Here is a 25,450-nt window from a genome sequence, read left to right as displayed (position 1 = left end):
GCAGCGGTTGTTTCAGGCTGGTTGTTGTGGCGAGTATTTAGGGCAAGGGGCGGCGCATCGTTGTTCAGCCCGTGCAAGCACTGGTCGCTACTGTTAGCCAGGCCCATGGCTGACGCAATGGAAATCGAGGGCTTCTACTCGCCGGCATGCGATCCCTTCACGGAGGAAGCGCAGACAACCGTGCGCGCAGCGTTGCTCTACCAAGCCGGAATACGCAGCAATTTCGATGACGAAGCGGTGCGGGAGCACTTCAGTGCGACACTCGAACAGCAATGGTACAGCCTCGACCTGCAAGCGCTGACGGCCGAAGATGAACCCCGTGCAGCCATGGCTTTCGCCTGCGCGCGGGTGGCGTTTCTGATCCGCTGTGCATTGCTGATGCGCTGGCTCGAGCCCGAACTCGCCTGGCGTGTCCTGCTGCTCAACGCACAGCGGGCGCAGGATTGTTTCGACAGTTGGGCAGATTTCGGTAGCGCCTATAAGCTGGGGCGCGAGCAGTGGGTTGCAACGTTTCGCGTCGATTCGCTGGGCGAAGCGTTCCACGAGCAGCATCTTCGCCAGTTGCTGGCAGCCGGCAGCGGCGCTTGGGCCGATATTTACTGGCAAACGCCTGCGGCGTTGAATCCAGTTTTGGCCGAGTAACGCCTGTGCTATGGCGAGGACTTTTCCTGGTAGTCAAAACGGTGTCTTGATCAGACCGTCCACCATCACGTCACAGCCCTCAAGCCGCATCCCGCTCCTGCTCCAGCGCATGCGCCACCACGCTACCGAAGGACGCCACCGGCGCCTGCAAGTTGCCGAGGAAGCGCGGGTAGATCAGCCACAGATCCATCACCGGCTTGAAATCCTTGAGCGGCATGACCACCAGTGAATCGCGGTGGACGCTGCGCTCCAGCAATGGACGCGGCACAAGACCCAGGCCCATGCCGTCGGCGACCAGCCCCAGTTGCAGCTCGGTGCCGAAGGTTTCCAGATTGACCTTCAGGCTCAGCCCCTGGTCAGCCAAGGTGCGTTGCAGCCCGGCACGGAAACCGCAGCCGTCGGGGTTGAGCACCCAGCCCAGCGCGTAGCAGTCGGCCAGTTTCACCGGTTTTTTCGGCAGCGCGCTCTTGGCGCAGACCACCACCAGCTCCATCTTGCCGATGGACTCGCCAACGATGCCTTCGGGGAATATCTTGCCCGCAGGGAACAGCGCCGCCGCTGCGTCCAGTTCGCCGTTCTCGATTTTGCCAATCAGGTGGCTGCCCCAGCCGGTAATCACTTGGGCACGCAGGTCGGGAAATTGCCCGCGCAGGTGTTTCAGCGCATCCAGCAGCACGACGTCGCCGATGGTTTGCGGCACGCCCAGTCTGAGCAATCCGGTGGGCGGCGTGTCGCTGGCAACGAGTTCGCGTAATGAGTCCATTTCCCGCAGGATCGCCAGGCATTTCTGATAGACCTGATTGCCCATTGCCGTGGGCTTGAGCGGCTTGGTATTACGGTCGAACAACTCGACGCCCAGTGCCTGCTCGAAATTCTGCACCCGGCGCGTGATGGCCGGCTGGGTCAGGTCCAGGGATTCAGCGGCATGGCTGATTGACTGGCAGCGAATGACCGCCACGAAAGCATCGATGTCATCAATTTTCATTCGGATCGCACATGGAATAAGGGAAATAAGATAGGCAAAAATCATAATCGCCACAGAAGGCTGTGGATAGCCTCTGTTTAGCCACAGAACGGCCAGCAACCTGTGAGTCAGTTATCAGCTACGTTTTGGTTATAACCTAATCATCAATGAATCGCATATTAGGCGGCTTAATTATGCTTATATTAAGCATTCTTCTGTGTCCGGAGCCGACATGACCCACATCCGACACCCTGAACGACTCAGGGCGTTTATCGGCGCGCTGGCCGAGCTGATCGACAGCCATCCGGGGGAAGGCGACCTGCTCTCCCGGGGTGGCAAGCTGCTGGGGCAACTGGTCCGTTATGACGACTGGCTGCCGGAAGAGTTCGCCACTCCCGATCCGCTGCGCTATCAACAGTTTCTGTTGCACGCCGACTCACGGCAGCGGTTTTCGGTCGTCAGCTTTGTGTGGGGACCGGGCCAGAGCACGCCGATTCACGACCACCGCGTCTGGGGCTTGATCGGCATGCTGCGCGGCGCGGAGTATTCCCAGGGGTTCGCCCGCAGCGCCGATGGCCGACTGGAACAGGAGGGCCCGGCGATCCGCCTGGAGCCCGGCCATGTCGAGGCCTTGTCGCCGCGCAGCAACGACATTCATCAGGTCAGGAATGCCTTCGACGATCAGGTGTCGGTCAGCATTCATGTCTACGGTGCCAACATTGGCGCCGTGAAGCGCGCCGTTTACCAGCCCGATGGCAGCGAAAAGCTGTTCATCTCGGGTTATTCCAACGCCTTGCTCCCGAACATCTGGGATCTGTCCAAAGAGAACCAAGCCCAATGAGCCATAACACCCGTTCCTGCGCCGACATCCGCCGCGCCCTGCTCGCCCATGAAGAAGTCGCGCTGGTCGATGTCCGCGAAGAAGCCCCCTTCGCCGAAGCTCACCCGCTGTTCGCCGCCAACATCCCTTTGTCGAAGCTGGAACTGGAAGTGCTCGCGCGCATCCCCCGTCGCGACACCGCCGTGACGGTGTACGACAACGGCGAGGGTCTGGCCGAACGCGCCTTGCAGCGCTTTCAGGGCCTGGGTTACAGCGACGTCAAGCTGCTTGAAGACGGATTGCAGGGCTGGCGCGACGCCGGCGGCGAGGTGTTCATCGACGTCAATGTGCCGAGCAAGGCGTTTGGCGAACTGGTGGAGCACCATCGCCAGACGCCTTCGCTGGCCGCCGAAGAGGTCAAGCAGTTGCTCGACGCCAAGGCCGACGTGGTGGTACTGGATGCGCGGCGGTTCGATGAGTACCAGACGATGAGCATTCCCACCGGGGTCAGTGTGCCCGGCGCCGAACTGGTGCTGCGGGCGCGTGAGCTGGCCCCCGATCCGAATACCCGAATTATCGTCAACTGCGCCGGCCGTACGCGCAGCATCATTGGCACGCAGTCGCTGGTGAATGCAGGCCTGCCCAACCCGATTTCCGCCCTGCGCAATGGCACGATTGGCTGGCTGTTGGCCGGCCAGACCCTGGACCATGGGAAATCCCTGCGCTTCCCGCCGGTCAGTGATGCAACCCGGGAAGTCGCTCGGGCGGATGCGCGCAACGTGGCGGACAAAGCGCGAGTGAAACGCGCCAGCCGCGGGGACTTGCCGGTCTGGCAGGCCGAGACGACTCGCACGACGTACCTGTTCGATGTGCGCACGCCGGAGGAATTCGAAGCCGGCCATGTGCCCGGTGCCCGTTCGACGCCGGGCGGCCAACTGGTGCAGGAGACTGACCATTACGCCAGCGTGCGCGGCGCGCGGATCGTATTGCTGGATGACGACGGCGTGCGCGCAAACATGTCTGCTTCGTGGCTCGCGCAACTGGGCTGGGAGGTGTTCGTGGTGGACGACCTGCGCCCGGAGGATTTCAGTGAAAAAGGCGCCTGGAACGCGCCGACTCCGCTCGCGCCGCAGGTCGAGGAGATCAGCGCGCAGACGTTACGCGAGTGGCGCGAACACGGTGGCGTGGCGGTGCTGGATTTCACTGCCAGCGCCCTCTACGTCAAGCAGCATATTCCCGGCGCCTGGTGGACACTGCGTGCCGACCTTGCCAACGCGCTGCAAAACACACCGGCGGCCGAGCGTTACGTGCTCACTTGCGGCAGCAGCAAACTCGCGCGGCTGGCCGTGTCGGAGGTCGAAGCGCTGACCGGCAAGCCGGTGTTTGTGCTGAAAGATGGCACCGCCAGTTGGGTGGCTGCAGGCTTTGAGCTTGAGCACGGCGAGAGCCATCTGGCCTCCCCGCGCATTGACCGCTACCGCCGACCTTATGAAGGCACTGATGCGCCGCGTGAGGCGATGCAGGCGTATCTGGATTGGGAGTATGGACTGGTCGAGCAACTGGGCCGCGACGGGACCCACGGGTTTTATGTGATCTGAGCCACGCTGCATACCCTCCTCTTGTAGGAGTGAGCTTGCTGACGAAAACGGCATTCCAGTCGCTGAAGATTCAGCAATCACGCGCGCCAACTCGCGGGCAACCGCTGCAGCAAAGAGCGCATTGCCTCAATATATCTATGCAATATTTTTATAGAGTCAAGCTAGATAATCACAAACGTACATAATTAGCATATAACCAAAAGATACTTCTATTCCATTTCTTATCGGCATATGGTCAATCCCCTTGCCGACCCCTTCTCCAGGCGGAGGCCGAGAACCCTTTTTCATGCCTGGAGAGACGCACCATGTCCGCCCCTTTCACTCCCCTGCTCCGCGCCCGACACGTGATACTCGGCGCACTGCTCGCATTATCATTCAGCCAGACCACACAGGCCGCCGAGCAACTCCAGCCGCTGCTCGTCGCCAACCAGAAGTCCGCGCTGAAGGTGCTGCTGGAGGTGTCCGGCGAGCTGAAGGACGTACCCTACGAGATCAAGTTTTCCGAATTTCCCTCGGCGTCGCCGTTAGGTGAAGCCCTGAACGCGGGGGCCGTCGACGTCGGCGCGCTGGGCGACGCGCCGTATGTCTTTGCGCTGGGCGCCGGTGCGGCGTTGAAGGTCATCAGCATTACCCACGTCAGTGGGCGCTACACGACTGCGCTGATTGTGCGCAACGACTCGCCGGTCCACTCGGTTGCGGACCTCAAAGGCAAGCGCATCGTCACCGGTCGCGGCTCCATTGGTCATTACCTGGCGATTCGCGCGCTGAACGAGGCCGGCCTGAAGACCAGCGACGTGAACTTCGTTTACCTGTTACCCAGCGAGTCCCGGCTGATCCTCGACAACGGCGACGCTGACGCCTGGGCCACGTGGGCACCCTACACCACCGTCGCCACGCAGAACGGCGCGCGGATCCTGCCCAACGGGCCGGACCTGCTGACCAACCATTCCTATCTCGCCGCGACCAGCAAGGCAATCGCCGACAAGCGCGTGCAACTGGACGATTTCGTGGTGCGCCTCGACCGCGCCTACCGCTGGGCCAACGCCCACCCGGCCGAATACGCCGCCGCCCAGACCAAGGTCACCGGCCTGCCGTTGGCCGTGCATCTGGCCGTCAACCAGGACACGAAAATGGAACGCGTGAGCATCGATGACGGCGTCATCAAGGGCTTGCAGAATACGGCGGACATCTACCAGCGCGAAGGCATCCTCAACAAACACGTCGACGTGTCCCGTGGCTTCGACCCGGATTTCAATGCCATCCGCCTGGCCGCCGAGCCATCAGCCGAGCAAGCTGCCAGTCAGAACAATCCCCAAGCTGCGCGCTAGGGGAGCGGGCTAATTTGGAAGCCTGTGGAATGAGCGGGACAAAATCGATTTGAGGCGCGTGTGCGTTGTAAATCCCGCACACACAAAAACGCCGCTCTGTTGAGCGGCGTTTTTGAGAATTTGGAGCGGGAAACGAGACTCGAACTCGCGACCCCGACCTTGGCAAGGTCGTGCTCTACCAACTGAGCTATTCCCGCAATGGCGTCCCCTAGGGGACTCGAACCCCTGTTACCGCCGTGAAAGGGCGGTGTCCTAGGCCACTAGACGAAGGGGACACAGCCTGGAAACACCATGGTGTTGTGTTCCAGTTCCAGAAACACATCCGAAGACGCTTCCTGGTTTCACTCAACTTCGCCCGAAAGCAAAGCTGCTTAAAAATGGAGCGGGAAACGAGACTCGAACTCGCGACCCCGACCTTGGCAAGGTCGTGCTCTACCAACTGAGCTATTCCCGCAATGGCGTCCCCTAGGGGACTCGAACCCCTGTTACCGCCGTGAAAGGGCGGTGTCCTAGGCCACTAGACGAAGGGGACACGCTACAACATTCACTCCCTGCTACGCTCTGCTGTGTGCTTTACGCTGCAAGTGGCGCGCATTCTATGGATGGATATAGGGGTCGTCAACCCCTCAGTGAAAATATATTCAAATCAATGACTTCGCCCTCTATTTAGGCAAAGGACGGCCGATACACACGTGTCAGCCGCCATGGGCAATATCAGGCGGAGTGACAGGACCACCTTCCCGCGATAGTGGATAGCCACTACACTCGCGCAAATTACTTGATTGAGGCTTGTGCGGTGACACCACTCTTTATCACCTTCTTGGTTGTAGCAGGCATCGTGCTCCTCATTGCGGTGGGCTATCTGAATCATGTCGCAGAAGGCAAAAAGGTCGAGCGCGCGCGCAGCATGGTCGAGCTCAACGACCGGCTACGCCGCTGCAGCGAGCTGTCCGAAACCTTCCCCGGTCAGTTGATGACGCCACAGTTGAAGCTGCTGCTGGTTCGGCTGGAGCTGAACGTGGTCAAGCGCCTGCTCGCTCTGGAAAAAAGGAACAACCCGAATCTTCAGGAGCGCCAGTCTGAACTGGAAGCCCTGGTAGCGCAGGGCGACGCGATCACCGTCAGCAACCCGCCCAGCCCGATTCAAACCGAAGCCAAGGCCAAGGACGTGCGCTTTCTGCTGGAAGCCATGCACGGCCAGGTGACGCGAGCGGCCCACGACGGTTTCCTGCAAACGTCCGAAGCCAAGCAATGGATTCGCGAGATCCGCAACTTGCTGGTGCTGCTGCACATCGAGTTCTTCAACAACCTGGGCCAGCACGCGATGAGTCAGGAACAGCCCGGTCAGGCGCGTCTGGCCTTCGAGCGTGGCGTTCAGTACCTGAAAAACCAGCCTGAACCCGCGCCGTGGAAAAGCCACTTGCAGGCCATGGAGCGGCAATTGGCCAAGGCGAACTCCATGGTGCTGGACACCATTGCACCGACCGAAGACGACAACAACGAGCTGACCGAAGGGTTGCGCGTCGTGGACGCCGAGGCAGAGTGGAAAAAGAAAGCCATCTACGACTGATGGCTCGACACCGACGCACCGCGCCAAGCGGTGCGTCGGGGCTTCACATCAGCAATCGGTCGAATTCAGGAAAATCGCCGCCAGCCGTTCAATCCCCGCCTGATCTTCCTCGTTAAAGCGCCCGACGCTCGGGCTGTCCAGATCCAGAACCCCGATCAGCTGTCCATCCTTCACCAGTGGCACGACCAATTCGCTATTGGAAGCGCTGTCGCAGGCGATGTGGCCGGGAAACTCATGGACATCGACCACGCGCTGGGTTTCGCGGCTTTGTGCCGCCGTACCGCACACGCCCCTGCCGAACGGAATGCGCACACAGGCGATCTGGCCCTGAAACGGACCCAGCACCAGCTCTTCGTTGCGGTTGAGGTAGAAGCCTGCCCAGTTCAGGTCGTCGAGCTGGGTATAAAGGAAGGCCGAGAACTGCGCGGCGTTGGCGATGAAGTCGCGCTCATCCGCCAGCAGGGATTCCAGTTGTGCAGCAAGCAGGCGGTAGCCATCAAGGCCCTCCCCTGCGGAATTCAAATCGATCATGCGTCTTGCTCCAGCATTTTCAAACCAACCCAGTAACGGGCGAACTGATACGCGCAACGGCCGTTGCGGTTGCCACGGCCGGTTGCCCAGCGCACGGCGTGAATCTCGAGCGCTTCATCGCGCTGCCATTGCAGGCCGGCCCTGATCGCCAGCTCGCCGATCCAGTGCTCCACCACATCCAGAAAATGCTCCTGAGTGAACGGATAGAACGACAGCCAAAGGCCGAAGCGGTCGGACAGCGCGATCTTGTCTTCGACGGCTTCACTCGGGTGAATCTCGCCGTCGTCACCGCGCTGCCAGTGAGCGTTGTCGCTCTCCTTCTCAGGCACCAGATGCCGGCGGTTCGAGGTGGCGTACAGCAGGACATTGTCAGGCGCCTGTTCCAGCGAGCCATCGAGCACGCTCTTGAGCACCCGGTAGTCGCCTTCGCCGGATTCGAACGACAGGTCGTCGCAGAACAATACGAAACGCTGGGGTGACTTCTGCAGTTGCTCGACCACGCGCGGCAGATCGCCCAAGTGGTCGCGCTCGATCTCGATCAGGCGCAGACCGGCCTTCGCGTGCTCGGCCAGCAACGCCCGGACCAGCGACGACTTGCCCGTCCCACGCGAACCCCAGAGCAGCGCGTGGTTGGCGGGCAGGCCGTCGATGAACTGCTGCGTATTGCGGCCCAGTTGCTCACGCTGGCGGTCAACGCCGATGAGGTCGGACAGGCGCATGTCCAGGGTGACGTCCAGTGGCATCAGGTAACCGCCGCGACCTTCGTGGACCCAGCGCGCGGCCAGGGTCGTTTCCCAGTCCACGGGCTGCCGAACGGCAGGCAAGAGAGGTTCGAGACGCGCCAGTACCGACTCGGCGCGCTCCAGAAATGCGTTCAATCGAGAATCCACGGTTTCTCCTTGATTTAACGGGTTAACGCGTGGCCGCGATCAGCTATGCTTGCCACGCGACGGACACAAGAAGTGACAGTGCCTTTTATGGATATAGCGATCACCCACCGGCTGTCATTCAAACAGGCCCGATTGACTGTGCTGATCGGCTTTGTATTGGGCACGCTGCTCAGTCTGTCTCAAATTGCGCTCGATTATGCCAGCGAAGACGCGTCCATCGATCGTGAAATTCGCTCCCTGCTGCAAATCAGTCATAACCCCGCCTCGCGCATTGCCTACAACCTGGATGCAGAACTCGCCCAGGAACTGACCCTCGGCCTGCTGCACTCCCCGGCCGTGGTCGGCGCGCGGCTGACGGATAACAACAACGTTCAGCTCGCTGCGGTATCACGGCCGCTGGCGAAAAGCGCGTACCGCATGGTCAGTGATTTTCTGTTCGGTGGGAGTCGGCAGTTCGAAGACGTGCTGCACCTGGACCATATCCCCGATGAGTCCATCGGCACCTTGCACCTGGACGTCGATACGTTCGCTTTCGGCAACCATTTTCTGCAGCGCGCCGGCATCACTCTGGTCAACGGCTTCGTGCGCAGCCTGGTGCTGGCCGGCCTGCTGCTGGCGCTGTTCTATCTCACGTTGACCAAACCGCTGACGGGCATGATCCGTGCGCTGTCGGAACGTGATCCGCGCAGCCCCGTTCAACCTCCGGTGCCCTGCCCACCCGGCCACGAAGATGACGAAATCGGCGTGTTGGTGGCGGTCACCAATCGGCAGTTCGAGAGCGTTGCCAGTGAGTTTGCGCAGCGGCGGGAGGCCGAGAACCGGCTGACCGATCACCTCAACGAGCTGGAAGACATCGTCTCCGCGCGCACCCAGCAGCTCGAATCCAGCAATGCCCGGCTCAGCCAGTCAAACGAAGAACTGCAGATTGCGCGCAGCACGGCGCTGGACATGGCCCACGCACGCTCGGCGTTTCTCGCCCACATGAGCCATGAAATCCGCACGCCGCTCAACGGCTTGCTGGGCATGCTGGCGTTGTCCCTCGATGGCCCGCTCAGCGCAGAACAGCGCCAGCAGCTGTCCATTGCCCACGACTCGGGCAAGGTGTTGGTCGAACTGCTGAATGACATTCTCGACCTGTCGAAATTCGACGCCGGCCAGGTGGAGCTTGAGCGCATTCCGTTCGACCTGGCCGCCTTGATCGAAGACACCGCCAGCCTGCTGTCGCAAAACGCGGCGCCGAACGTCGAGCTGACCTGCCTGATCGACCCGCGCTTTCCGGCGTCCGTGCTGGGTGACCCGACGCGGGTGCGGCAGATCGTCAGCAACCTGCTCTCCAACGCGCTCAAGTTCACCCGCGCCGGGCGTGTGGATGTGCGGCTGGGTCAGTATGGCGACCGCGTGCGCATCGAGGTGTGCGACACCGGCATCGGCATCGCCCAGGACGCCCAGGCGAAGATCTTTCAGCCATTTACTCAGGCCGAAGCCGCGATCACCCGGCAGTACGGCGGCACCGGCTTGGGCCTGACCCTGACCCATAACCTGACCGATGCCATGAACGGGCAATTGAGTATCGAATCCGCCGTGGGCGTCGGCAGCCGCTTCCGTGTGGACCTGCCGCTGCCGGCGCACACGCCGGCGCTGAAATGGCCAATGCTCAAGGGCAAAGTGCTGGTGGCCAGCGACGCGAACAGCGGATTGCTGGAAATGCTCAGCCGGCTGCTGCCGGAATGGGGCGTGACCTGTCAGCCGCTGGCGGACGGCGCGGCGCCCGATGCCGGTGCGGACTTGCTGATCAGCGATTGCCCGGAATGCCTGGTGGCCATCCGAGAAGCGTGCACGGTGCCGGTCTTGCTGGTGACGGCGTACGGCAACTTCATGCCCGGCGAGCAGGTGGCGGCACTGGCGCCGCTGCAACAGCAGGCGCGGCCACTCTCGCGCACTGTGTTGCATCAAAGCCTGGCGCGCATTCTGGACGCCGACGGTCAGGCAGGTATCCGCCAGGAACAGGGCGACCCTTCACCCACCCATCGGGCGCGTATCCTGCTGGTGGAGGACAACCCGGTGAATCAGCTGGTGGCGAAAGGCATGCTCGGCAAGCTGGGCTGCGATGTGGTCGTCAGCAGCAATGGCGCCGAAGCCCTGCAGCAGCTTGAGCAGGATCACTTCGATCTGGTGCTGATGGACTGCAATATGCCGGTGATGAACGGCTATGACGCGACGCGACGAATCCGGGAGAACGAGCGCTGGTCGGGTCTGCCGATCATCGCGCTGACGGCCAACGCGATGCCGGAAGAGCGTGAACACTGCAAGGCCGCGGGCATGAGCGACTACCTGGCCAAGCCTTTTCGTCGCGAGGAATTGATGGCGTTGCTGGACCAGTGGATCCCGGTAGAACAGCCGCATTAAACGCTGCGCCGATCAGCCGGCCGCTTGTTCCTTCAGCAGCGCTTCGATGTCAGCCTTGATGTCTTCCGGCTTGGTCAGTGGGGCGTAACGTTTGACCAGCTTGCCGTCGCGGCCTACCAGGAACTTGGTGAAATTCCACTTGATGCCTTCCGAACCGAGCAAGCCCGGCGCGCGCTTCTTGAGCTGCACGAACAGCGGGTGGGCATGGCTGCCGTTGACGTCGATCTTATTGAACAGCGGAAAACTCACCCCGTAGTTCAGTTCGCAAAAGTCGGAAATCGAGCCTTCGTTGCCCGGCTCCTGCTTGCCGAACTGGTTGCACGGAAAGCCCAGCACCACCAGTCCGCGATCCTTGTAGCCCTGCCACAATTCCTCAAGGCCCTTGTATTGCGGCGTGAAACCGCACTTGCTGGCGGTATTCACCACCAGTAGCGCCCTGCCGCCGAAGTCAGCCAGGGTCTTTTGTTCGCCCTTGATCGTTTGCACCGGAATGTTCAGCAATTCGTCGCTCATAGCGATGCCTCGATTGAGTAAACCGCAACGCTAGCGCGCCAATGTCTGGCGCGCTATCCCATTGTTACCGGTGATAGGCCTGCATCAGGCGTTGCGTGGCACCAGGTCCAGGCATACGGAGTTGATGCAGTAGCGCAAACCGGTGGGCGGCGGACCATCCGGAAACACGTGGCCGAGGTGAGCGTCGCACTTGCTGCAGACCACTTCGGTGCGAATCATGCCATGACTGACGTCGCGCACTTCGACCACTGCGCTGCCTTCCAGCGGGGCGTAGAAGCTCGGCCAGCCGCAGCCCGAATCGAACTTGGTCTTGGAGTCGAACAGCGGCTCGTTGCAGCAGATGCAGTGGTAAACGCCGTCGGTCTTGGTCTCGTTGTATTTGCCGCTGAATGGACGCTCCGTGCCCTTCAGCCGGCAGACGTTGAACTGCTCGGGATCGAGCATCGCTTTCCATTCTTCAAGGGTTTTATCCAGCTTAGCCACGGGTAGACCTCCGTAAATGAAAAAGCCCGATCTGTGTCTTTTCCACGGATCGGGTGGCACGTATGATTGCGCCTTCGTTGGACGCCAGTCTGTCACCCGCGTTTCTCGCGTACAAACCCATTTTGATGGCGTCATGCTCAGCGGTCCGCGCTTCTTCTTACAGCGGGCCGTCTCTTTTCGGGACCAATCACCATGCAGTTCAGCAAATCGAACAAGCTCGCCAACGTCTGCTACGACATTCGCGGGCCGGTGCTCAAGCACGCCAAGCGCCTGGAAGAGGAAGGCCATCGCATCCTCAAGCTGAACATTGGCAACCCGGCGCCGTTTGGTTTCGAGGCGCCGGACGAAATTCTGCAGGACGTCATCCGCAACCTGCCCATGGCCCAGGGTTACAGCGATTCCAAGGGCCTGTTCAGCGCGCGCAAGGCGGTGATGCAGTACTACCAGCAGAAGCAGGTCGAAGGTGTCGGCATCGAAGACATCTATCTGGGCAACGGCGTCTCGGAACTGATCGTGATGTCGATGCAGGCCCTGCTCAACAACGGCGACGAAGTGCTGGTTCCTGCGCCGGACTACCCGCTGTGGACCGCCGCCGTTGCGCTGTCCGGCGGCAACCCGGTGCATTATCTGTGCGACGAGCAGGCCAACTGGTGGCCTGATCTGGAGGACATGAAGGCCAAGATCACGCCGAACACCAAAGCGATGGTGATCATCAACCCGAACAACCCGACCGGCGCCGTTTATTCCCGCGAAGTGTTGCTGGGGATGCTGGAGATTGCGCGTCAGCACAATCTGGTGGTCTTCTCCGACGAAATCTACGACAAGATTCTCTACGACGACGCCGTGCACATCTGCACCGCCTCGCTGGCACCGGACCTGCTGTGCCTGACCTTCAACGGGCTGTCGAAATCCTATCGCGTGGCGGGCTTCCGTTCGGGCTGGATCGCGATTTCCGGGCCCAAGCACAACGCGGTCAGCTATATCGAAGGCATCGACATCCTGGCAAACATGCGTCTGTGCGCCAACGTGCCGAGCCAGCACGCGATCCAGACCGCGCTGGGTGGTTATCAGAGCATCAACGACCTGATCCTGCCGCCGGGCCGTCTGCTGGAGCAGCGCAACCGGACCTGGGAATTGCTCAATGATATTCCGGGCGTGAGCTGCGTGAAGCCGATGGGCGCGCTGTATGCCTTCCCGCGCATCGACCCGAAAGTCTGCCCGATCCACAACGACGAGAAGTTTGCGCTGGACCTGCTGCTGTCGGAAAAGCTGCTGATCGTTCAGGGCACGGCGTTCAATTGGCCGTGGCCGGACCATTTCCGCGTGGTGACGCTGCCGCGTGTGGATGATCTGGAGCAGGCCATTGGCCGGATCGGCAACTTTTTGAAGACCTACAAGCAGTAACGCAGCGTGCTGCAAGCGCCGGCTTTTGGATGAACGCTGGTGATGATTGACGACGATGTTGTCTGACTCACCGGGTTCGCCCCCAAGCCGGCTGCTGTTGTTCCGGGGGCCAGTCGCACCGCCCTCACCCTCTTGCCGATGAGGCTTTTCGCCAGCGCGACAGCAAACGACACAGTTTGAAATGATCGCCCGGTTGAATACACCCCGACATCACCTTATATACCCCCGCAGTACGTTACATATTCTTCCCGAGGAGAAACTCTTAACCATGATGCGCATTTTGCTGTTTTTGGCCACTAACCTTGCGGTCGTGCTGATTGCCAGCATCACCCTGAGCCTTTTTGGCTTCAACGGGTTCATGGCGGCCAACGGGGTTGATCTGAACCTCAATCAGCTGCTGATCTTCTGCGCTGTGTTCGGTTTCGCCGGTTCGCTGTTCTCGCTGTTCATCTCCAAGTGGATGGCGAAGATGAGCACAGGCACCGAGATCATCACCCAACCCCGCACCCGTCATGAGCAATGGCTGCTGCAGACCGTGGAACAACTGTCCCGCGATGCAGGCATCAAGATGCCGGAAGTGGGTATTTTCCCTGCCTACGAGGCCAATGCCTTTGCCACCGGCTGGAACAAGAACGACGCGCTGGTCGCGGTCAGCCAGGGCCTGCTGGAGCGTTTTTCGCCCGATGAAGTGAAAGCAGTGCTGGCTCACGAGATCGGTCACGTTGCCAACGGCGACATGGTGACGCTGGCGCTGGTCCAGGGCGTGGTCAACACCTTCGTCATGTTCTTCGCCCGAATCATCGGCAACTTCGTCGACAAGGTGATCTTCAAGAACGAAGAAGGCCGTGGCATCGCGTTCTACATCGCGACCATCTTCGCCGAAATCGTGCTGGGTTTCCTCGCCAGCGCCATCGTCATGTGGTTCTCGCGCAAGCGTGAATACCGTGCCGACGACGCCGGTGCCCGCCTGGCCGGTACGGGCGCGATGATCAGCGCTCTGCAGCGTCTGCGTTCGGAACAGGGCGTTCCGGTGCAAATGCCCGAAAGCATGACGGCGTTCGGTATCAACGGTGGTTTGAAGCACGGCCTGGCCGGGCTGTTCATGAGCCACCCGCCGCTGGAAGAGCGCATCGAGGCGCTTCGTCGCCGCGGTTGATTGTGTAGAGGCTGCATCCAGAAAGGGCGACGTGAAGTCGCCCTTTTCTTTTGTGCTGATTTCTTTGCGCTGCGCTATCGGCGATACAGTCGATACGCATATTCCATCAGGGACGTTGCCCCCGCCTGCTTGAACTTCACGCCCTCCTCCAGCACGTCCAGATCCGCGACGCGTTTGACCCGCCAGTCCGGGGAGAGCAACTGCAGCACCTCGTCCTCATCCACCGAGAACGGCGGGCCGGCAATCAACGACTGATCGTAATCCAGCGTCACCAGCAAGCCGCAGGCATCGTTCGACAACAGATGATTGAGCTGTTTGACGTAACGCCAGCGCAGGTCCGGCGGCAGCGCGATCAGGGCGGCTCGGTCGTAGAATGCGGTGCAGTCGCCAACGTCTTCAGGCGTGAGGGCAAAGAAGTCGCCGCACCAGATCTCGCACCCCTCCGCACGATAGACCTTGAGCGCGCCACGCTCTTCAATCGTGGGCTGCCAGCCGTTCTCGCTGAAGAAGCCGGCCACCGCTATCTCAGACAATTCCGCGCCCACCACGTGAAACCCCTGGTTGAGCAGCCAGACCATGTCGATGCTTTTGCCGCACAACGGTACCAGCACGCGCTCCCCTGGCATGGCGGTGAGCTCTGGCCACAGGCGCAACAGGTGCGGATTCACAGACGCCTGATTGAAACCGATCTGGTTGATCGCCCAGCGCTCATGCCAAAAACGCGGCTCCATAGACACTCCTGATATCCCGATCAAAACGGACGAAAACTTATATTAGATTTAGATGGATGCACTGCCCGATGATGCCACTCACCTTATACGCTCAGGACACTGCAAATGCTGCCTAGCCTGTTCATTTCCCACGGCTCGCCCATGCTTGCCCTCGAACCGGGCGAGAGCGGGCCGGCGCTCGCGCGTCTGGCCGCCTCCCTGCCGCGCCCCAAGGCCATCGTGATGGTCTCGGCGCACTGGGAAAGCAACGAGCTGCTGGTCAACGGCAATCCGCAGCCGGAGACCTGGCATGACTTCGGTGGCTTCCCCCCTGCGCTCTTCGCCGTGCAGTACCCGGCGTCCGGCATGCCGGAGCTGACGCAGCGCGTGCTGGAGCTGCTGACAGAGGCTGACCTGCCGGCGCGCATGAACACCGAGCGACCGTTCGACCATGGGGTTTGGGTGCCATTGTCGTTGATGTACCCGCGGGCGGACATTCCCATCGTGCAGGTTTCACTGCCCACGCGGATGGGCCCTGCCCTGCAGACACGCGTCGGGCAGGCGCTGAATCGGCTGCGTGAGGAAAACGTTCTGCTGATCGGCTCTGGCAGCATCACCCATAATTTGCGCGAGCTGGACTGGCAGGCGGGACCTGAGAGCATCACGCCCTGGGCCCTCGCATTCCGCGACTGGATGGTGGAAAAGCTCGCGGCGGACGACCTGGAAGCGCTGCACGACTATCGAAATCAGGCACCCAACGCCGCGCGCAACCACCCGACCGATGAACACCTGCTGCCGCTGTATTTTGCGCGGGCGGCGGGCGGGGAATTCAGCATCGAGCACCAGGGTTTCACCATGGGTGCGTTGGGGATGGACATCTATCGGTTTGGTTGAGGGGGTTGGTTTTGTCCCCGTGGAGCGGCTTCAGCCGGGAAGCGCACTTATAGGGGACCACTTATAGGGGACTGATTTATTTACAGCGCTTCATCGTAAATTAATCTGTCCCCGGTCAGTTGTGTGGCAACCGACGCCTTCCCGGCTGAAGCCGGTCCTACCCAACCAAAACCCACTCGGCCTGGTGCCTCCCCCTCCGTCTATGGGATCGGCGCCAAGACAAAACGGGGACAGATTAATTTACGGTGAAGCGTTGTAAATAAATCAGTCCCCTTCAAATAAGTGCCCTTCAAATACTGCCGCTGTATTTCGCGCGGGCGGCGGGCGGACAGTTCAGCATTGAGCATCAGGGCTTCACCATGGGTGCGTTGGGGATGGACATCTATCGGTTTGGTTGAGGTGGCTGGTTTTGTCCCCGTGGAGCGGCTTCAGCCGGGAAGCGCACTTATAGGGGACCACTTATAGGGGACTGATTTATTTACAGCGCTTCATCGTAAATTAATCTGTCCCCGGTCAGTTGTGTGGCATCCGACGCCTTCTCGGCTGAAGCCGGTCCTACCCAACCAAAACCCACTCGGCCTGGTGCCTCCCCCTCCGTCTATGGGATCGGCGCCAGAGACAAAACGGGGACAGATTAATTTACGGTGAAGCGTTGTAAATAAATCAGTCCCCTTCAAATAGTAGTCCCCTTCAAATATACAAATAGTTGTAAATAAATCAGTCCCCTTCAAATAGTCAGTCCCCTTCAAATAGTCATCCAAACGCAGTACTAGCCCCCAAATCCCACGCAAAAAAAATCCCCGAACCAGTCGGGGATTTTTTATTCAGACGATCAGCTCAAGAGCGGATCAGTCCTCACGATAGCGACGCAGCTTCAGCTGCTTGCCGGCAACGCGGGTGTCTTTCAGCTTGGCCAGCAGGCGCTCGAGACCGTCTTCCGGCAGTTCAACGAGGCTGAAGCTGTCACGCACCTGGATGCGACCGATTGCTTCACGAGCCAGACCACCTTCGTTGAGGATGGCCCCCAACAGGTTTTTCGCAGCGATGCCGTCACGGGCACCGAGCGCGGTACGGCAGCGAGCACGGCCTTCGGCCAACGGCACCGGGGCACGACGTTCGCGGTCGCCACGATCAGGACGGTCGCCTGCTGGACGCTCCGGACGATCACCACGTGGTGCGTTGTTCGGCACCAGTGGGCGTTCTTTCTCGATCGCGCCCAGGGTCAGCGCCTGACCGTTGGTGGCCTTGCGCAGCAGAGCAGCGGCCAGGGCACGCGGAGTGCAACCGATGTCGGCAGTCAGGCGGTCCAGCAATTCGCCATGGCTTGCTTCGGCATCAGCGACCAGCGGCGACAGGCTGTTGGTCAGTTTCTTGATGCGGGCATCGAGAACGGCCTGGGAGTCCGGCAGGCGGACTTCGGCGATTTTCTGACCGGTCATGCGCTCGATCACTTGCAGCATGCGACGCTCGCGCGGCGTTACCAGCAACAGGGCGCGACCTTCGCGACCGGCACGGCCAGTACGGCCGATACGGTGAACGTAAGCTTCCGGGTCGTACGGCATATCAACGTTGAACACGTGAGTGATGCGCGGAACGTCCAGACCACGGGCAGCAACGTCAGTCGCAACAACGATGTCCAGACGGCCATCCTTGAGGGAGTCGATGACGCGTTCACGCTGGTTCTGGGCGATGTCGCCGTTCAGCGCAGCAGCCTTGTAGCCTTTGGCTTCAAGGGCGCTGGCCAAATCCAGAGTGGCCTGTTTGGTGCGCACGAACATGATCAGGGCGTCGAAATCTTCGACTTCCAGCAGGCTCAGTACGGCAGAGGTCTTCTGGTCAGCGTGAACCAGCAGGTGAGCCTGCTCGATCGCGGTAACGGTCTGGGTCTTGCTCTGGATCTTGACGTGCTTCGGGTCTTTCAGGTGACGCTCGGCGATCGCGCGGATCGACTGCGGCAGGGTCGCCGAGAACAGCACGGTCTGACGGGTTTCAGGCATGGCCTTGAAGATGACTTCGAGGTCATCCATGAAGCCCAGCTTGAGCATTTCGTCGGCTTCGTCGAGAACCAGGTGGTTCACGGTGGCAAGGACTTTCTCGTCACGACGCAGGTGGTCACACAGACGACCCGGGGTGGCGACGACAATCTGAGCGCCGTTGCGAATGGCTTTCAGCTGTGGGCCCATCGGCGCGCCGCCGTAGACAGCCACAACGGTCACGCCCGGCATTTGCTTGGCGTAGGTTTCGAACGCGGTGGCCACTTGCAGGGCCAGCTCACGAGTCGGCGCGAGGATCAGCGCTTGCGGCTCGCGTTTCGCCGGGTCGATCAGGCTCAGGATGGGCAGAGCGAAGGCGGCGGTTTTACCGGTACCTGTCTGCGCCTGGCCGATCATGTCGTGACCGGCGAGGATGATTGGAATCGATTGCTGCTGGATGGCCGAAGGCTCTTCGTAGCCGGTGGCTACTACAGCTGCAACAATTGTCGGGTGAAGGTTAAGAGCGGCGAAGCCGCCGGTTTCCTGGGTCATGGGTCTGCCTCTGAGTGCATCCGCAAAGACCCATGCTTCAAAGCTGCGCGTGCCGTGTAAGACCCTAGAGTCACCCTGGCTGCTTTGTCGGCGGGGATTTGCGAAAACGTATTGATGAATGGATCGTCATGGGTGGTTCGTGACCGAACCGGTTCGAGAAGATGGCTTCGCGAACCCATACCGTGACGAGGGCCCTATGAAAGGCCGGCGCGCACTATACCGGAAATGCTGAAATAAGTGAGGATTTTTTTCGCGAATCAGCCCCTTGCGGCCAACTGTCACAGGCTTTGCGCAAAGCTGCGTCAGTGTCTACTTTTCATGTGCCCGGTATCGGTAGCGGGCAGAGCTTAAACGATTCACCCAGACAGTGCGACACCCCACCCTCCCTTTCTCCTCATCTGCAGGAAACAGCGACATGACCTCTTCGATCAAAGGCCACGTCAGCCGGGAACAGCGCGGCGCAATCATGCTCATCGGCCTGGACCGCGCCGCAAAACGCAACGCCTTCGACCTGGATATGCTCAACCAGCTGAGCCTGGCCTACGGGGAGTTCGAGCGTAACGACCAGGCGCGGGTCGCGGTGGTGTTTGCCCACGGCGACCATTTCACCGGCGGGCTCGATCTGGCCGAGGCCGGCCCGGCACTGAGAGAAGGCTGGACGCTCCCGCCCGGCGGTTACGATCCCTGGGGTCTGTCGGTCGGTCCGCGGGTCAGCAAGCCGGTGATCGTCGCGGCCCAGGGCTGGTGCCTGACCCTGGGCATCGAGCTGATGCTCGCCGCTGATATCAACCTGTGCGCGAGCAACGCCCGCTTCGCCCATCTGGAAGTGCAGCGCGGCATTTTCGCCTTTGGTGGCGCGACCCTGCGGCTGCACCAGATCGCGGGCTGGGGCAATGCCATGCGCTGGCTGCTGAAGGGCGATGAATTCGACGCCCACGAAGCGTGCCGCATGGGCCTGGTGCAGGAGGTGATGGCCCCGGAAGACCTGCTGCCCTCAGCGTTGCGCCTGGCCCGGCACATCGCCGACCGGGCACCCCTGGGAGTCCGCACCACCCTGGAGTCCGCGCGTCAGGCTGTGCTCGAGGGTGAAAGCGTCGCGGCGAAGGCGTTGCCGGCGCTGGTCCGGCGGGTGCTCGACAGCGAAGACGCCAGGGAAGGCCTGCAGGCGATGATGGAAAAACGCACCCCGGTGTTCAAAGGCTGCTAATCAGAGTTTGCTGACAGAGCCGGCTGAACGGGGATGCTGATCACGTCGCAGGCCGCAGCGTCTTGATCAGCGGCAACAGCGAATAGCCCAGCTGCGGCGCGAGGCTTTCGGCGCGCTGGGTCAGCGCGTCGATGTCGAGCGTCTGATCAAGGTCAGCGGGGACGATAAGGATGACGTTGCCCTCCTTCACCGGCAGTTCCCAGTAATGCCGGTGATAAAGCCCGCGCAGCAGCGCCGCCCCAAGTGGTTTGCCATCGTCCGACGCCCACTGGTTGATGATCAGCCATCCGCCGGGGTTGAGGCGCTGTTGGCATTTTTCGAGAAACCCCCAGGCCAGATGGCCCACGGCAGGGCCGGTGTCGGTGTAGAGATCGACGAAAATCAGGTCAGCGTCTTCGGCGGTCGGCAGCAGGTCGAGGGCGTCGCCGATGCGCACGTACAGCCGGGGATCGTCCTGCAGGCCCATGTACTCCATGGCCAGACGCGGCACATCGGGGCGCAGTTCGATGGCTTCGACGTCGTCGAGGGGGAGAAACTTCAGGCACGCCTGGGTCAGCGTGCCCGCACCAAGGCCCATGAACAGCGCGCTTTCCGGGGCGGGATGGCACAGGGCGCCAATGAACATGGCGCGGGTGTAGTCGTATTCGAGCCAGGCCGGATCAGCCGTGAACGTGCAACTCTGTTCGATGGCGTCACCGAACTCCAGGAAGCGGTAATCGGCCACTTCAAGTACGCGGATTTTGCCGAATTCGTCGTGAACTTCGGCCAACACGTGCTCTACGCGTTCCTCGGTCATTGCTGTTCTCGTGCCCATGGTCAGAGTGATTCGGGATAGCGCCCGCAGGGATTAGCATCGCCGCGCTCAGCGATCGACGTAGCCGCGCACCGGGCCTGGCGTGCAAAAGGGAGCTGAAAGCGGCCCGCAAAGGCGCGGATTGTCGGCGAATCACGCCCCGCAGGTCACGCAAATTCTCGGAGCGAGCTGCTAACATGCCTGTCCGATCGCACTGACTTCGAGTTCAACATGAGCCAACCCTGGAGCCCCGACAGCTGGCGGAACCTGCCTATCCAGCAGCAACCTCAATACCCGGACGCCGAGCACGTTCGCCGTGTCGAACAGACCCTTGCCAGCTACCCGCCGCTGGTGTTTGCCGGGGAAGCACGCGAGCTGCGCCGACAGTTTGCCGAGGTCACCGAGGGCCGGGCGTTCCTGCTGCAGGGTGGCGATTGCGCGGAGAGCTTCTTCGAATTCTCGGCGGCGAAAATCCGCGACACCTTCAAGGTGCTGCTGCAAATGGCGATCGTCATGACGTTTGCAGCCGGTTGTCCGGTGGTCAAGGTCGGGCGCATGGCCGGGCAATTCGCCAAGCCGCGCTCGTCCAACGACGAGACGATAGATGGCGTGACCTTGCCGGCGTACCGCGGCGACATCGTCAACGGCATCGGCTTCGACGAGAAGAGCCGCGTGCCCGACCCTGATCGCCTGCTGCAGGCGTATCACCAGTCCACCGCGACCCTCAATCTGCTGCGCGCTTTCGCCCAGGGCGGTTTTGCCGACCTGCATCAAGTGCACAAGTGGAACCTGGATTTCATCGCCAACTCGGCGCTGTCGGACAAATACAGCCAGCTCGCCGATCGCATCGACGAGACCCTGGCCTTCATGCGCGCCTGCGGCATGGACACCTCGCCGCAATTGCGCGAAACCAGTTTCTTCACCGCCCACGAAGCGCTGCTGCTGAATTTCGAAGAAGCCTTCGTCCGTCGCGACAGCCTGACGAATGATTTCTACGATTGCTCGGCACACATGCTGTGGATCGGCGACCGCACACGGCAGCTGGACGGCGCCCATGTGGAATTCCTGCGCGGCGTGAAGAACCCGATCGGCGTCAAGGTCGGGCCGAGCATGAACACCGACGACCTGATCCGCCTGATCGACATCCTCAACCCGGACAACGACCCGGGACGCTTGAACCTGATTGCGCGCATGGGCGCCAACAAGGTCGGCGACCATTTGCCGGGGCTGATCCGTGCAGTGGAGCGCGAAGGCAAGAAGGTGCTGTGGAGTTCGGACCCGATGCATGGCAACACCATCAAGGCCAGCAGCGGTTACAAGACCCGCGACTTCGCCCAGATCCTTGCGGAAGTGAAGCAGTTCTTCCAGGTGCATCAGGCCGAAGGGACCTACGCCGGGGGCATCCACATCGAGATGACCGGACAGAACGTCACCGAATGCATCGGCGGCGCGCGTCCGATTACCGAAGATGGCTTGTCGGACCGTTACCACACCCATTGTGATCCGCGGATGAATGCCGATCAGTCGCTGGAGCTGGCGTTTTTGATCGCCGAGACGTTGAAGCAGGTGCGTCGGTAGGGGGGCTGCGTCTGACTGCCATGGCCCCTTCCCGGCTGAAGCCGGTCCTACTAACGGCGCGCTGTTTTCTGCAGGACTGGCTTTAGCCGGGAAAGCGTCGGATGTCACACCCTGGAATTGAGGGTGCCAGCGCGGGCCCATTCCAGGCTATACCCGGTCCTACGTTTCATTACAGGTGATCGAAGCCGCTGGCCACAAACGCCTCCCGCAAGCGCGCCGCACTGGCGCGCTGGCAGTTGATCAGCACGTGCGGCAGTTCCAGCCAGCTCGCCAGTTGCCACAGGTGCATCGCCAGGGCGTGCATGCCTTCGTCATCCAGTCCGGGTTGCTCTTCGTGAACCCCATGGACCGCCAGACGCCCTGCCGCCCGTTCAGCACGCAGGTCGATGCGCGCGGCGATGCGTTCGTTGTGCAGAAACGGCAGCACGTAATAGCCGTAAATCCGCTTGTGCGCCGGGGTGTAGATCTCCAGACGGTAGTGGAAATCGAACAGCCGCTCGGTGCGCGCCCGCTCCCAGATCAAGGAATCGAAAGGCGACAGCAACGCGCTGACCGCCACCTTGCGCGGCACCGTCAGGCCAGGAAGCGTATACGCCGGTTGCTTCCAGCCCTGCACCTGAACCCGTTGAACCGCGCCCTCCTCCACCAGCTCTGCCAACCCGCGCTTCGCCGGGGCCGGGTCCTGCCGGAAATAATCGCGCACGTCCTTTTCGGTAGCGACGCCCAGCGCTTTGACCGCATGCAGCAGCAAGCCGCGCTGTGCGTCGGATTCGCCAATATCGGGGTGACAGACGATCGCCGACGGCAGAACGCGCTCGGGCAAATCGTACAACCGCTCGAAACCGCGACGGCCGGCGACCGTGACCTCACCCGCTGCAAAGAGCCACTCCAGCGCATGCTTTTCGGCGCTCCAGTCCCACCACGGCCCGGCGCGATCCTGTCGGGTGCTGATACTGCCCGCACCCAACGCGCCCTGCTCGCGAACGGTCTGTAACACCCGGGCAATGGTGGTTTGCTGCTCGCGGCCGAACTTGGCCAGTTGCTGATAAATGCCCTCTCCCTGGGCCGCGCGCTGCATTCGCCAGCGCATCATCGGATACAGTTCGAGGGGCAGCAACGACGCCTCGTGGCCCCAGTATTCGAACAGCTTGCGCTGCCGACCCTGGCCCCATACTGCCTGTTCCAGCAACGTGCGCGGGTAAGGGCCGAGCCGGGAAAAGAGCGGCAAGTAGTGCGATCGCACCAGCGCGTTCACCGAATCGATCTGCAGCACGCCGAGCCGTTCGATCAGCTGTGTGACGTGGGCTGCCTTGATCGTCGCAGGCGGCTGGCGACTGCTGAAGCCCTGGGCGGCCAGCGCCAGCCGGCGCGCGTGCTTTAGGGAAAGTGGCGGGTGGATCGGCAGTTCGGCGGGCATTGCAACCTCCATGGCGGTGCCCAACGCTAACCGATCATCCGCTGCCCTGTCAGCGCTTCATCGGGTCATCCCAGAAAGGACGCTGCATTTCTTCGTAGAGATCCGCCCGACTCAGGCCCAGATCCTTCAGCGCATCATCGCTCAGCGTGGCCAGTTCGACGCGCTGCTGATGCAGCCTGCGCCAGCGAGCAACCCGCGCCACAAATCCTCTCCACCAATGTTTCGGCGCGAATACCCGCGACAGTGGCTTTGCGACCAGTACGTAACCTTTTTGACCTTTCATCGTCCTGCCCTCCAGTGGGGATGGGCAGATTCTCTCGCCGGGCTTAAGATCAATCCAACGAATGTTTCTTATGCACTGCATCTGGGAGATTGATGCATGACCACCTACCCGAGTATCGACAGCGAACTGCTGCGCACCTTTGTCGCGATCGCCGACGAGGGCGGTTACACCAAGGCGGGCGAGGTGGTGAATCGCACGCAGTCGGCCGTCAGCATGCAGATGAAACGGCTGGAGGAGGACGTGGTGCGGCGCCCGTTGTTTCTGAAAGACGGCCGCACCATCAGCTTCACGGCGGAAGGCCAGGTGCTGCTGGGCTACGCGCGGCGGATCCTGAAACTGCACAGCGAAGTGTTCAACACCCTGCGCGAGCCGCACATGGTCGGCACGGTGAAGATCGGCACGCCGGACGATTACGTGATGCGCTTTCTGCCGGGGATTTTGCAGCGTTTTGCCCAGGCCTATCCGCTGGTGCAGGTGGAAGTGCATTGCGAGTCTTCGTCGCAGTTGCTGCAACGCCAGGACCTGGACCTGAGCATTGTCACCCGCGAGCCCGGCAAGGAAATCGGCCAGATCCTGCGCCAGGAGCGGTTCGTCTGGGCCGTCGGCGCAGGCTTTTGCCCACAGGAGCAAACGCCGATGCCGCTGGCGATGTTCAACACCGACTGCTTTTGCCGGCAGTGGGCAATCAACGCGCTACAGGCGTCCGGCCGCGAGTTCCGGGTGGCCTACACCAGCGCGAGCCTGTCAGCGATCATGGCGGTGGTCAGCGCCGGGCTGGCGGTGACGGCACAGCTGCAAAGCCTGATCACCTCGGACCTCGAAGTGCTGGGGGAACAGCACGGGCTGCCGCAATTGCCGTCGGCGAGCATCGTGCTGCTGCGCAACCCCAACAACCCGTCGCCGATCACCGAGTGCCTGGCCGATCACATTGCCGAGGGGTTCAGGCTGTAAAAAGACTCATGCTGTTAGATCACAGCTTGAAGCACAGCATGATCGCGCAGATCACCAGAAAGCCGCAGAACAGCGAGCGCAACGTACGCTCCGGCAAACTGTGCGCCAAGGCGACGCCCCAGCTGATGCTGGCCAGCCCGCCGATGGCCAGGGGAATGCCCATCAGCCAGTCGACGTGCCCGTGCAAGGCGTAAGTGGCCAGGGTAATCGTGGTGCTCGGCGCCGCCAGTGCCAGCGCCAGGCCCTGAGCCGCCACCTGCGTTGCGCCAAACAGGCCGGTCAGAATGGGTGTCGCGATCACCCCGCCGCCGACGCCGAACAGCCCGGCGGTGACGCCCGAGCCCACGCCCAGCAGCCACAACCATCGGGTGTGGCGCAATTGGGCGCCTGCAGTGCCCTTGCGCCAGACCATCTGGATCAGGTTGAACAGCGTCAGCACGATGAGAAACCCGACGAAGCCCAGGCGCATGCTTTGCGGGTCAACGCGCACCGCCCACAGTGAGGTCAGCCAGGACATCGTGAAACTGGGCACGATGAGCATCAGCGCATGGCGCACCGACACCCGATTGCGCTGGTTGTAACGCCACAGCGCCAGCAGCACGTTGGGCAGCACCATCAACAACGCCGTGCCCTGGGCCAGTTGCTGATCGAGCCCGAACAACACGCCCAGCGCGGGAATGGCGACCAGCCCGCCGCCAATGCCGAACAGTCCACCCAGTGTGCCCATGGCGGCGCCCAGCAGCAGGTACATCAATACGTCGACAATCACGGGCGTTCCTCTGATCCG

Annotated in this window: 23 protein-coding genes, 4 tRNA genes and 1 pseudogene; 13 read left to right on the top strand and 15 right to left on the bottom strand. The window is 61.5% G+C overall.

The window, feature by feature from the left end:
• The first annotated feature begins 117 nt into the window (after positions 1 to 117).
• Positions 118 to 642 carry a DUF1266 domain-containing protein gene (locus tag BBI10_RS26050; RefSeq protein ID WP_244160423.1) on the top strand — a complete coding sequence of 175 codons (525 nt, stop codon included), beginning with the start codon at positions 118 to 120 and terminating at the stop codon, positions 640 to 642.
• A gap of 79 nt (positions 643 to 721) precedes the next feature.
• Here the strand turns inward: BBI10_RS26050 and BBI10_RS26045 are convergent, their stop codons facing one another.
• On the bottom strand, positions 722 to 1,627 hold the full coding sequence (locus BBI10_RS26045; RefSeq protein ID WP_065993086.1) for a LysR family transcriptional regulator: 906 nt from the start codon (positions 1,625 to 1,627) through the stop codon (positions 722 to 724).
• Positions 1,628 to 1,838: 211 nt separating this feature from the next.
• Between BBI10_RS26045 and BBI10_RS26040 the strand changes: the two genes are divergently transcribed.
• The 3 genes from BBI10_RS26040 to BBI10_RS26030 all read left to right on the top strand — a co-directional run bounded on the left by BBI10_RS26040 (position 1,839) and on the right by BBI10_RS26030 (position 5,352).
• The gene (locus BBI10_RS26040; protein WP_065993085.1) at positions 1,839 to 2,447 is read left to right on the top strand and encodes a cysteine dioxygenase; all 609 of its coding nucleotides are present in this window, start codon (positions 1,839 to 1,841) and stop codon (positions 2,445 to 2,447) included.
• Positions 2,444 to 4,024: a rhodanese homology domain-containing protein gene (locus BBI10_RS26035; protein ID WP_065993084.1), complete on the top strand. Its 1,581-nt coding sequence runs from the start codon at positions 2,444 to 2,446 to the stop codon at positions 4,022 to 4,024. The genes BBI10_RS26040 and BBI10_RS26035 overlap by 4 nt, the downstream gene beginning before the upstream one ends.
• 305 nt (positions 4,025 to 4,329) lie before the next feature.
• Positions 4,330 to 5,352: an ABC transporter substrate-binding protein gene (locus tag BBI10_RS26030; RefSeq protein ID WP_065993082.1), complete on the top strand. Its 1,023-nt coding sequence runs from the start codon at positions 4,330 to 4,332 to the stop codon at positions 5,350 to 5,352.
• A gap of 121 nt (positions 5,353 to 5,473) precedes the next feature.
• On the opposite strand, the gene BBI10_RS26025 is transcribed toward BBI10_RS26030, so the two are convergent.
• The 4 genes from BBI10_RS26025 to BBI10_RS26010 all read right to left on the bottom strand — a co-directional run bounded on the left by BBI10_RS26025 (position 5,474) and on the right by BBI10_RS26010 (position 5,884).
• Positions 5,474 to 5,549 (bottom strand) — tRNA-Gly (locus tag BBI10_RS26025).
• 2 nt (positions 5,550 to 5,551) lie between these two features.
• Positions 5,552 to 5,627: transfer RNA gene (locus BBI10_RS26020), tRNA-Glu, on the bottom strand.
• Positions 5,628 to 5,730: 103 nt separating this feature from the next.
• A tRNA-Gly gene (locus BBI10_RS26015) sits at positions 5,731 to 5,806 on the bottom strand.
• A 2-nt stretch (positions 5,807 to 5,808) separates the two neighbouring features.
• A tRNA-Glu gene (locus tag BBI10_RS26010) sits at positions 5,809 to 5,884 on the bottom strand.
• Positions 5,885 to 6,148: 264 nt separating this feature from the next.
• Between BBI10_RS26010 and BBI10_RS26005 the strand changes: the two genes are divergently transcribed.
• On the top strand, positions 6,149 to 6,922 hold the full coding sequence (locus BBI10_RS26005) for a hypothetical protein (protein ID WP_065993078.1): 774 nt from the start codon (positions 6,149 to 6,151) through the stop codon (positions 6,920 to 6,922).
• 48 nt (positions 6,923 to 6,970) lie between these two features.
• Here the strand turns inward: BBI10_RS26005 and BBI10_RS26000 are convergent, their stop codons facing one another.
• The gene (locus BBI10_RS26000; protein WP_065993077.1) at positions 6,971 to 7,453 is read right to left on the bottom strand and encodes a GAF domain-containing protein; all 483 of its coding nucleotides are present in this window, start codon (positions 7,451 to 7,453) and stop codon (positions 6,971 to 6,973) included.
• The gene (locus tag BBI10_RS25995; RefSeq protein ID WP_065993074.1) at positions 7,450 to 8,343 is read right to left on the bottom strand and encodes an ATP-binding protein; all 894 of its coding nucleotides are present in this window, start codon (positions 8,341 to 8,343) and stop codon (positions 7,450 to 7,452) included. The genes BBI10_RS26000 and BBI10_RS25995 overlap by 4 nt, the downstream gene beginning before the upstream one ends.
• 87 nt (positions 8,344 to 8,430) lie before the next feature.
• Here BBI10_RS25995 and BBI10_RS25990 point away from each other — a divergent pair, with 87 nt between their 5' ends.
• Positions 8,431 to 10,749 (top strand): hybrid sensor histidine kinase/response regulator, encoded by a 2,319-nt coding sequence (locus BBI10_RS25990; protein WP_065993072.1) that lies wholly within the window; start codon positions 8,431 to 8,433, stop codon positions 10,747 to 10,749.
• 12 nt (positions 10,750 to 10,761) lie between these two features.
• Here BBI10_RS25990 and BBI10_RS25985 read toward each other — a convergent pair whose 3' ends face one another.
• Positions 10,762 to 11,262 (bottom strand): glutathione peroxidase, encoded by a 501-nt coding sequence (locus tag BBI10_RS25985; RefSeq protein ID WP_065993071.1) that lies wholly within the window; start codon positions 11,260 to 11,262, stop codon positions 10,762 to 10,764.
• Positions 11,263 to 11,346: 84 nt separating this feature from the next.
• Positions 11,347 to 11,745: a peptide-methionine (R)-S-oxide reductase MsrB gene (gene msrB / locus BBI10_RS25980; RefSeq protein ID WP_065993070.1), complete on the bottom strand. Its 399-nt coding sequence runs from the start codon at positions 11,743 to 11,745 to the stop codon at positions 11,347 to 11,349.
• A gap of 192 nt (positions 11,746 to 11,937) precedes the next feature.
• Here msrB and BBI10_RS25975 point away from each other — a divergent pair, with 192 nt between their 5' ends.
• Together BBI10_RS25975 and htpX are read left to right on the top strand one after the other, a co-directional pair.
• A complete protein-coding gene (locus BBI10_RS25975; protein ID WP_065993069.1) occupies positions 11,938 to 13,149 on the top strand; it encodes a pyridoxal phosphate-dependent aminotransferase in 1,212 nt (403 codons plus the stop codon).
• Positions 13,150 to 13,417: 268 nt separating this feature from the next.
• Positions 13,418 to 14,305 (top strand): protease HtpX, encoded by an 888-nt coding sequence (htpX, locus tag BBI10_RS25970; RefSeq protein WP_037011815.1) that lies wholly within the window; start codon positions 13,418 to 13,420, stop codon positions 14,303 to 14,305.
• 74 nt (positions 14,306 to 14,379) lie between these two features.
• Here htpX and BBI10_RS25965 read toward each other — a convergent pair whose 3' ends face one another.
• Positions 14,380 to 15,036: a thiopurine S-methyltransferase gene (locus BBI10_RS25965; RefSeq protein ID WP_065993068.1), complete on the bottom strand. Its 657-nt coding sequence runs from the start codon at positions 15,034 to 15,036 to the stop codon at positions 14,380 to 14,382.
• A 105-nt stretch (positions 15,037 to 15,141) separates the two neighbouring features.
• On the opposite strand from BBI10_RS25965, the gene BBI10_RS25960 reads away from it, so the two are divergent.
• Positions 15,142 to 15,909 (top strand): DODA-type extradiol aromatic ring-opening family dioxygenase, encoded by a 768-nt coding sequence (locus BBI10_RS25960; protein WP_065993066.1) that lies wholly within the window; start codon positions 15,142 to 15,144, stop codon positions 15,907 to 15,909.
• Between the two features lie 293 nt (positions 15,910 to 16,202).
• Positions 16,203 to 16,307 (top strand): annotated as a pseudogene (locus BBI10_RS27440) (dioxygenase); the annotation flags it as partial.
• Positions 16,308 to 16,757: 450 nt separating this feature from the next.
• On the opposite strand, the gene BBI10_RS25955 reads toward BBI10_RS27440, so the two are convergent.
• Positions 16,758 to 18,434, bottom strand: a complete 1,677-nt coding sequence (locus BBI10_RS25955; RefSeq protein ID WP_065993064.1) for a DEAD/DEAH box helicase — start codon at positions 18,432 to 18,434, stop codon at positions 16,758 to 16,760.
• Between the two features lie 415 nt (positions 18,435 to 18,849).
• On the opposite strand from BBI10_RS25955, the gene BBI10_RS25950 reads away from it, so the two are divergent.
• On the top strand, positions 18,850 to 19,641 hold the full coding sequence (locus tag BBI10_RS25950) for a crotonase/enoyl-CoA hydratase family protein (RefSeq protein WP_065993061.1): 792 nt from the start codon (positions 18,850 to 18,852) through the stop codon (positions 19,639 to 19,641).
• 40 nt (positions 19,642 to 19,681) lie between these two features.
• On the opposite strand, the gene BBI10_RS25945 is transcribed toward BBI10_RS25950, so the two are convergent.
• Positions 19,682 to 20,437 (bottom strand): spermidine synthase, encoded by a 756-nt coding sequence (locus BBI10_RS25945; RefSeq protein ID WP_065993059.1) that lies wholly within the window; start codon positions 20,435 to 20,437, stop codon positions 19,682 to 19,684.
• A 228-nt stretch (positions 20,438 to 20,665) separates the two neighbouring features.
• Here BBI10_RS25945 and BBI10_RS25940 point away from each other — a divergent pair, with 228 nt between their 5' ends.
• Positions 20,666 to 22,012 carry a class II 3-deoxy-7-phosphoheptulonate synthase gene (locus tag BBI10_RS25940; protein WP_065993057.1) on the top strand — a complete coding sequence of 449 codons (1,347 nt, stop codon included), beginning with the start codon at positions 20,666 to 20,668 and terminating at the stop codon, positions 22,010 to 22,012.
• A gap of 169 nt (positions 22,013 to 22,181) precedes the next feature.
• Here the strand turns inward: BBI10_RS25940 and BBI10_RS25935 are convergent, their stop codons facing one another.
• Positions 22,182 to 23,429, bottom strand: coding sequence for a winged helix-turn-helix domain-containing protein (locus BBI10_RS25935; protein WP_065993055.1), 1,248 nt, complete (start codon positions 23,427 to 23,429; stop codon positions 22,182 to 22,184).
• 49 nt (positions 23,430 to 23,478) lie between these two features.
• The gene (locus BBI10_RS25930; RefSeq protein WP_065993053.1) at positions 23,479 to 23,712 is read right to left on the bottom strand and encodes a DUF1127 domain-containing protein; all 234 of its coding nucleotides are present in this window, start codon (positions 23,710 to 23,712) and stop codon (positions 23,479 to 23,481) included.
• 96 nt (positions 23,713 to 23,808) lie between these two features.
• Here BBI10_RS25930 and BBI10_RS25925 point away from each other — a divergent pair, with 96 nt between their 5' ends.
• The gene (locus BBI10_RS25925) at positions 23,809 to 24,663 is read left to right on the top strand and encodes a LysR substrate-binding domain-containing protein (protein ID WP_065993052.1); all 855 of its coding nucleotides are present in this window, start codon (positions 23,809 to 23,811) and stop codon (positions 24,661 to 24,663) included.
• A 19-nt stretch (positions 24,664 to 24,682) separates the two neighbouring features.
• Here BBI10_RS25925 and BBI10_RS25920 read toward each other — a convergent pair whose 3' ends face one another.
• Positions 24,683 to 25,414: a sulfite exporter TauE/SafE family protein gene (locus BBI10_RS25920; protein WP_141695274.1), complete on the bottom strand. Its 732-nt coding sequence runs from the start codon at positions 25,412 to 25,414 to the stop codon at positions 24,683 to 24,685.
• Positions 25,415 to 25,450: the final 36 nt, after the last annotated feature.

The organism is Pseudomonas graminis, from assembly GCF_001705435.1.
Taxonomy (GTDB): domain Bacteria; phylum Pseudomonadota; class Gammaproteobacteria; order Pseudomonadales; family Pseudomonadaceae; genus Aquipseudomonas; species Aquipseudomonas graminis_B.
Note: the sequence above shows the minus strand (reverse complement) of the source record. Positions and strands in the feature narration are given on the sequence as shown.

Coding starts and splice junctions, on each gene's coding strand:
- BBI10_RS26050 (WP_244160423.1), top strand. CDS start 118: ATGGAAATCGAGGGCTTCTACTCGCCGGCATGCGATCCCTTCACGGAG.
- BBI10_RS26045 (WP_065993086.1), bottom strand. CDS start 1,627: ATGAAAATTGATGACATCGATGCTTTCGTGGCGGTCATTCGCTGCCAG.
- BBI10_RS26040 (WP_065993085.1), top strand. CDS start 1,839: ATGACCCACATCCGACACCCTGAACGACTCAGGGCGTTTATCGGCGCG.
- BBI10_RS26035 (WP_065993084.1), top strand. CDS start 2,444: ATGAGCCATAACACCCGTTCCTGCGCCGACATCCGCCGCGCCCTGCTC.
- BBI10_RS26030 (WP_065993082.1), top strand. CDS start 4,330: ATGTCCGCCCCTTTCACTCCCCTGCTCCGCGCCCGACACGTGATACTC.
- BBI10_RS26000 (WP_065993077.1), bottom strand. CDS start 7,453: ATGATCGATTTGAATTCCGCAGGGGAGGGCCTTGATGGCTACCGCCTG.
- BBI10_RS25990 (WP_065993072.1), top strand. CDS start 8,431: ATGGATATAGCGATCACCCACCGGCTGTCATTCAAACAGGCCCGATTG.
- BBI10_RS25985 (WP_065993071.1), bottom strand. CDS start 11,262: ATGAGCGACGAATTGCTGAACATTCCGGTGCAAACGATCAAGGGCGAA.
- BBI10_RS25975 (WP_065993069.1), top strand. CDS start 11,938: ATGCAGTTCAGCAAATCGAACAAGCTCGCCAACGTCTGCTACGACATT.
- htpX (WP_037011815.1), top strand. CDS start 13,418: ATGATGCGCATTTTGCTGTTTTTGGCCACTAACCTTGCGGTCGTGCTG.
- BBI10_RS25965 (WP_065993068.1), bottom strand. CDS start 15,036: ATGGAGCCGCGTTTTTGGCATGAGCGCTGGGCGATCAACCAGATCGGT.
- BBI10_RS25960 (WP_065993066.1), top strand. CDS start 15,142: ATGCTGCCTAGCCTGTTCATTTCCCACGGCTCGCCCATGCTTGCCCTC.
- BBI10_RS25955 (WP_065993064.1), bottom strand. CDS start 18,434: ATGACCCAGGAAACCGGCGGCTTCGCCGCTCTTAACCTTCACCCGACA.
- BBI10_RS25950 (WP_065993061.1), top strand. CDS start 18,850: ATGACCTCTTCGATCAAAGGCCACGTCAGCCGGGAACAGCGCGGCGCA.
- BBI10_RS25945 (WP_065993059.1), bottom strand. CDS start 20,437: ATGACCGAGGAACGCGTAGAGCACGTGTTGGCCGAAGTTCACGACGAA.
- BBI10_RS25940 (WP_065993057.1), top strand. CDS start 20,666: ATGAGCCAACCCTGGAGCCCCGACAGCTGGCGGAACCTGCCTATCCAG.
- BBI10_RS25935 (WP_065993055.1), bottom strand. CDS start 23,429: ATGCCCGCCGAACTGCCGATCCACCCGCCACTTTCCCTAAAGCACGCG.
- BBI10_RS25930 (WP_065993053.1), bottom strand. CDS start 23,712: ATGAAAGGTCAAAAAGGTTACGTACTGGTCGCAAAGCCACTGTCGCGG.
- BBI10_RS25925 (WP_065993052.1), top strand. CDS start 23,809: ATGACCACCTACCCGAGTATCGACAGCGAACTGCTGCGCACCTTTGTC.
- BBI10_RS25920 (WP_141695274.1), bottom strand. CDS start 25,414: ATGTACCTGCTGCTGGGCGCCGCCATGGGCACACTGGGTGGACTGTTC.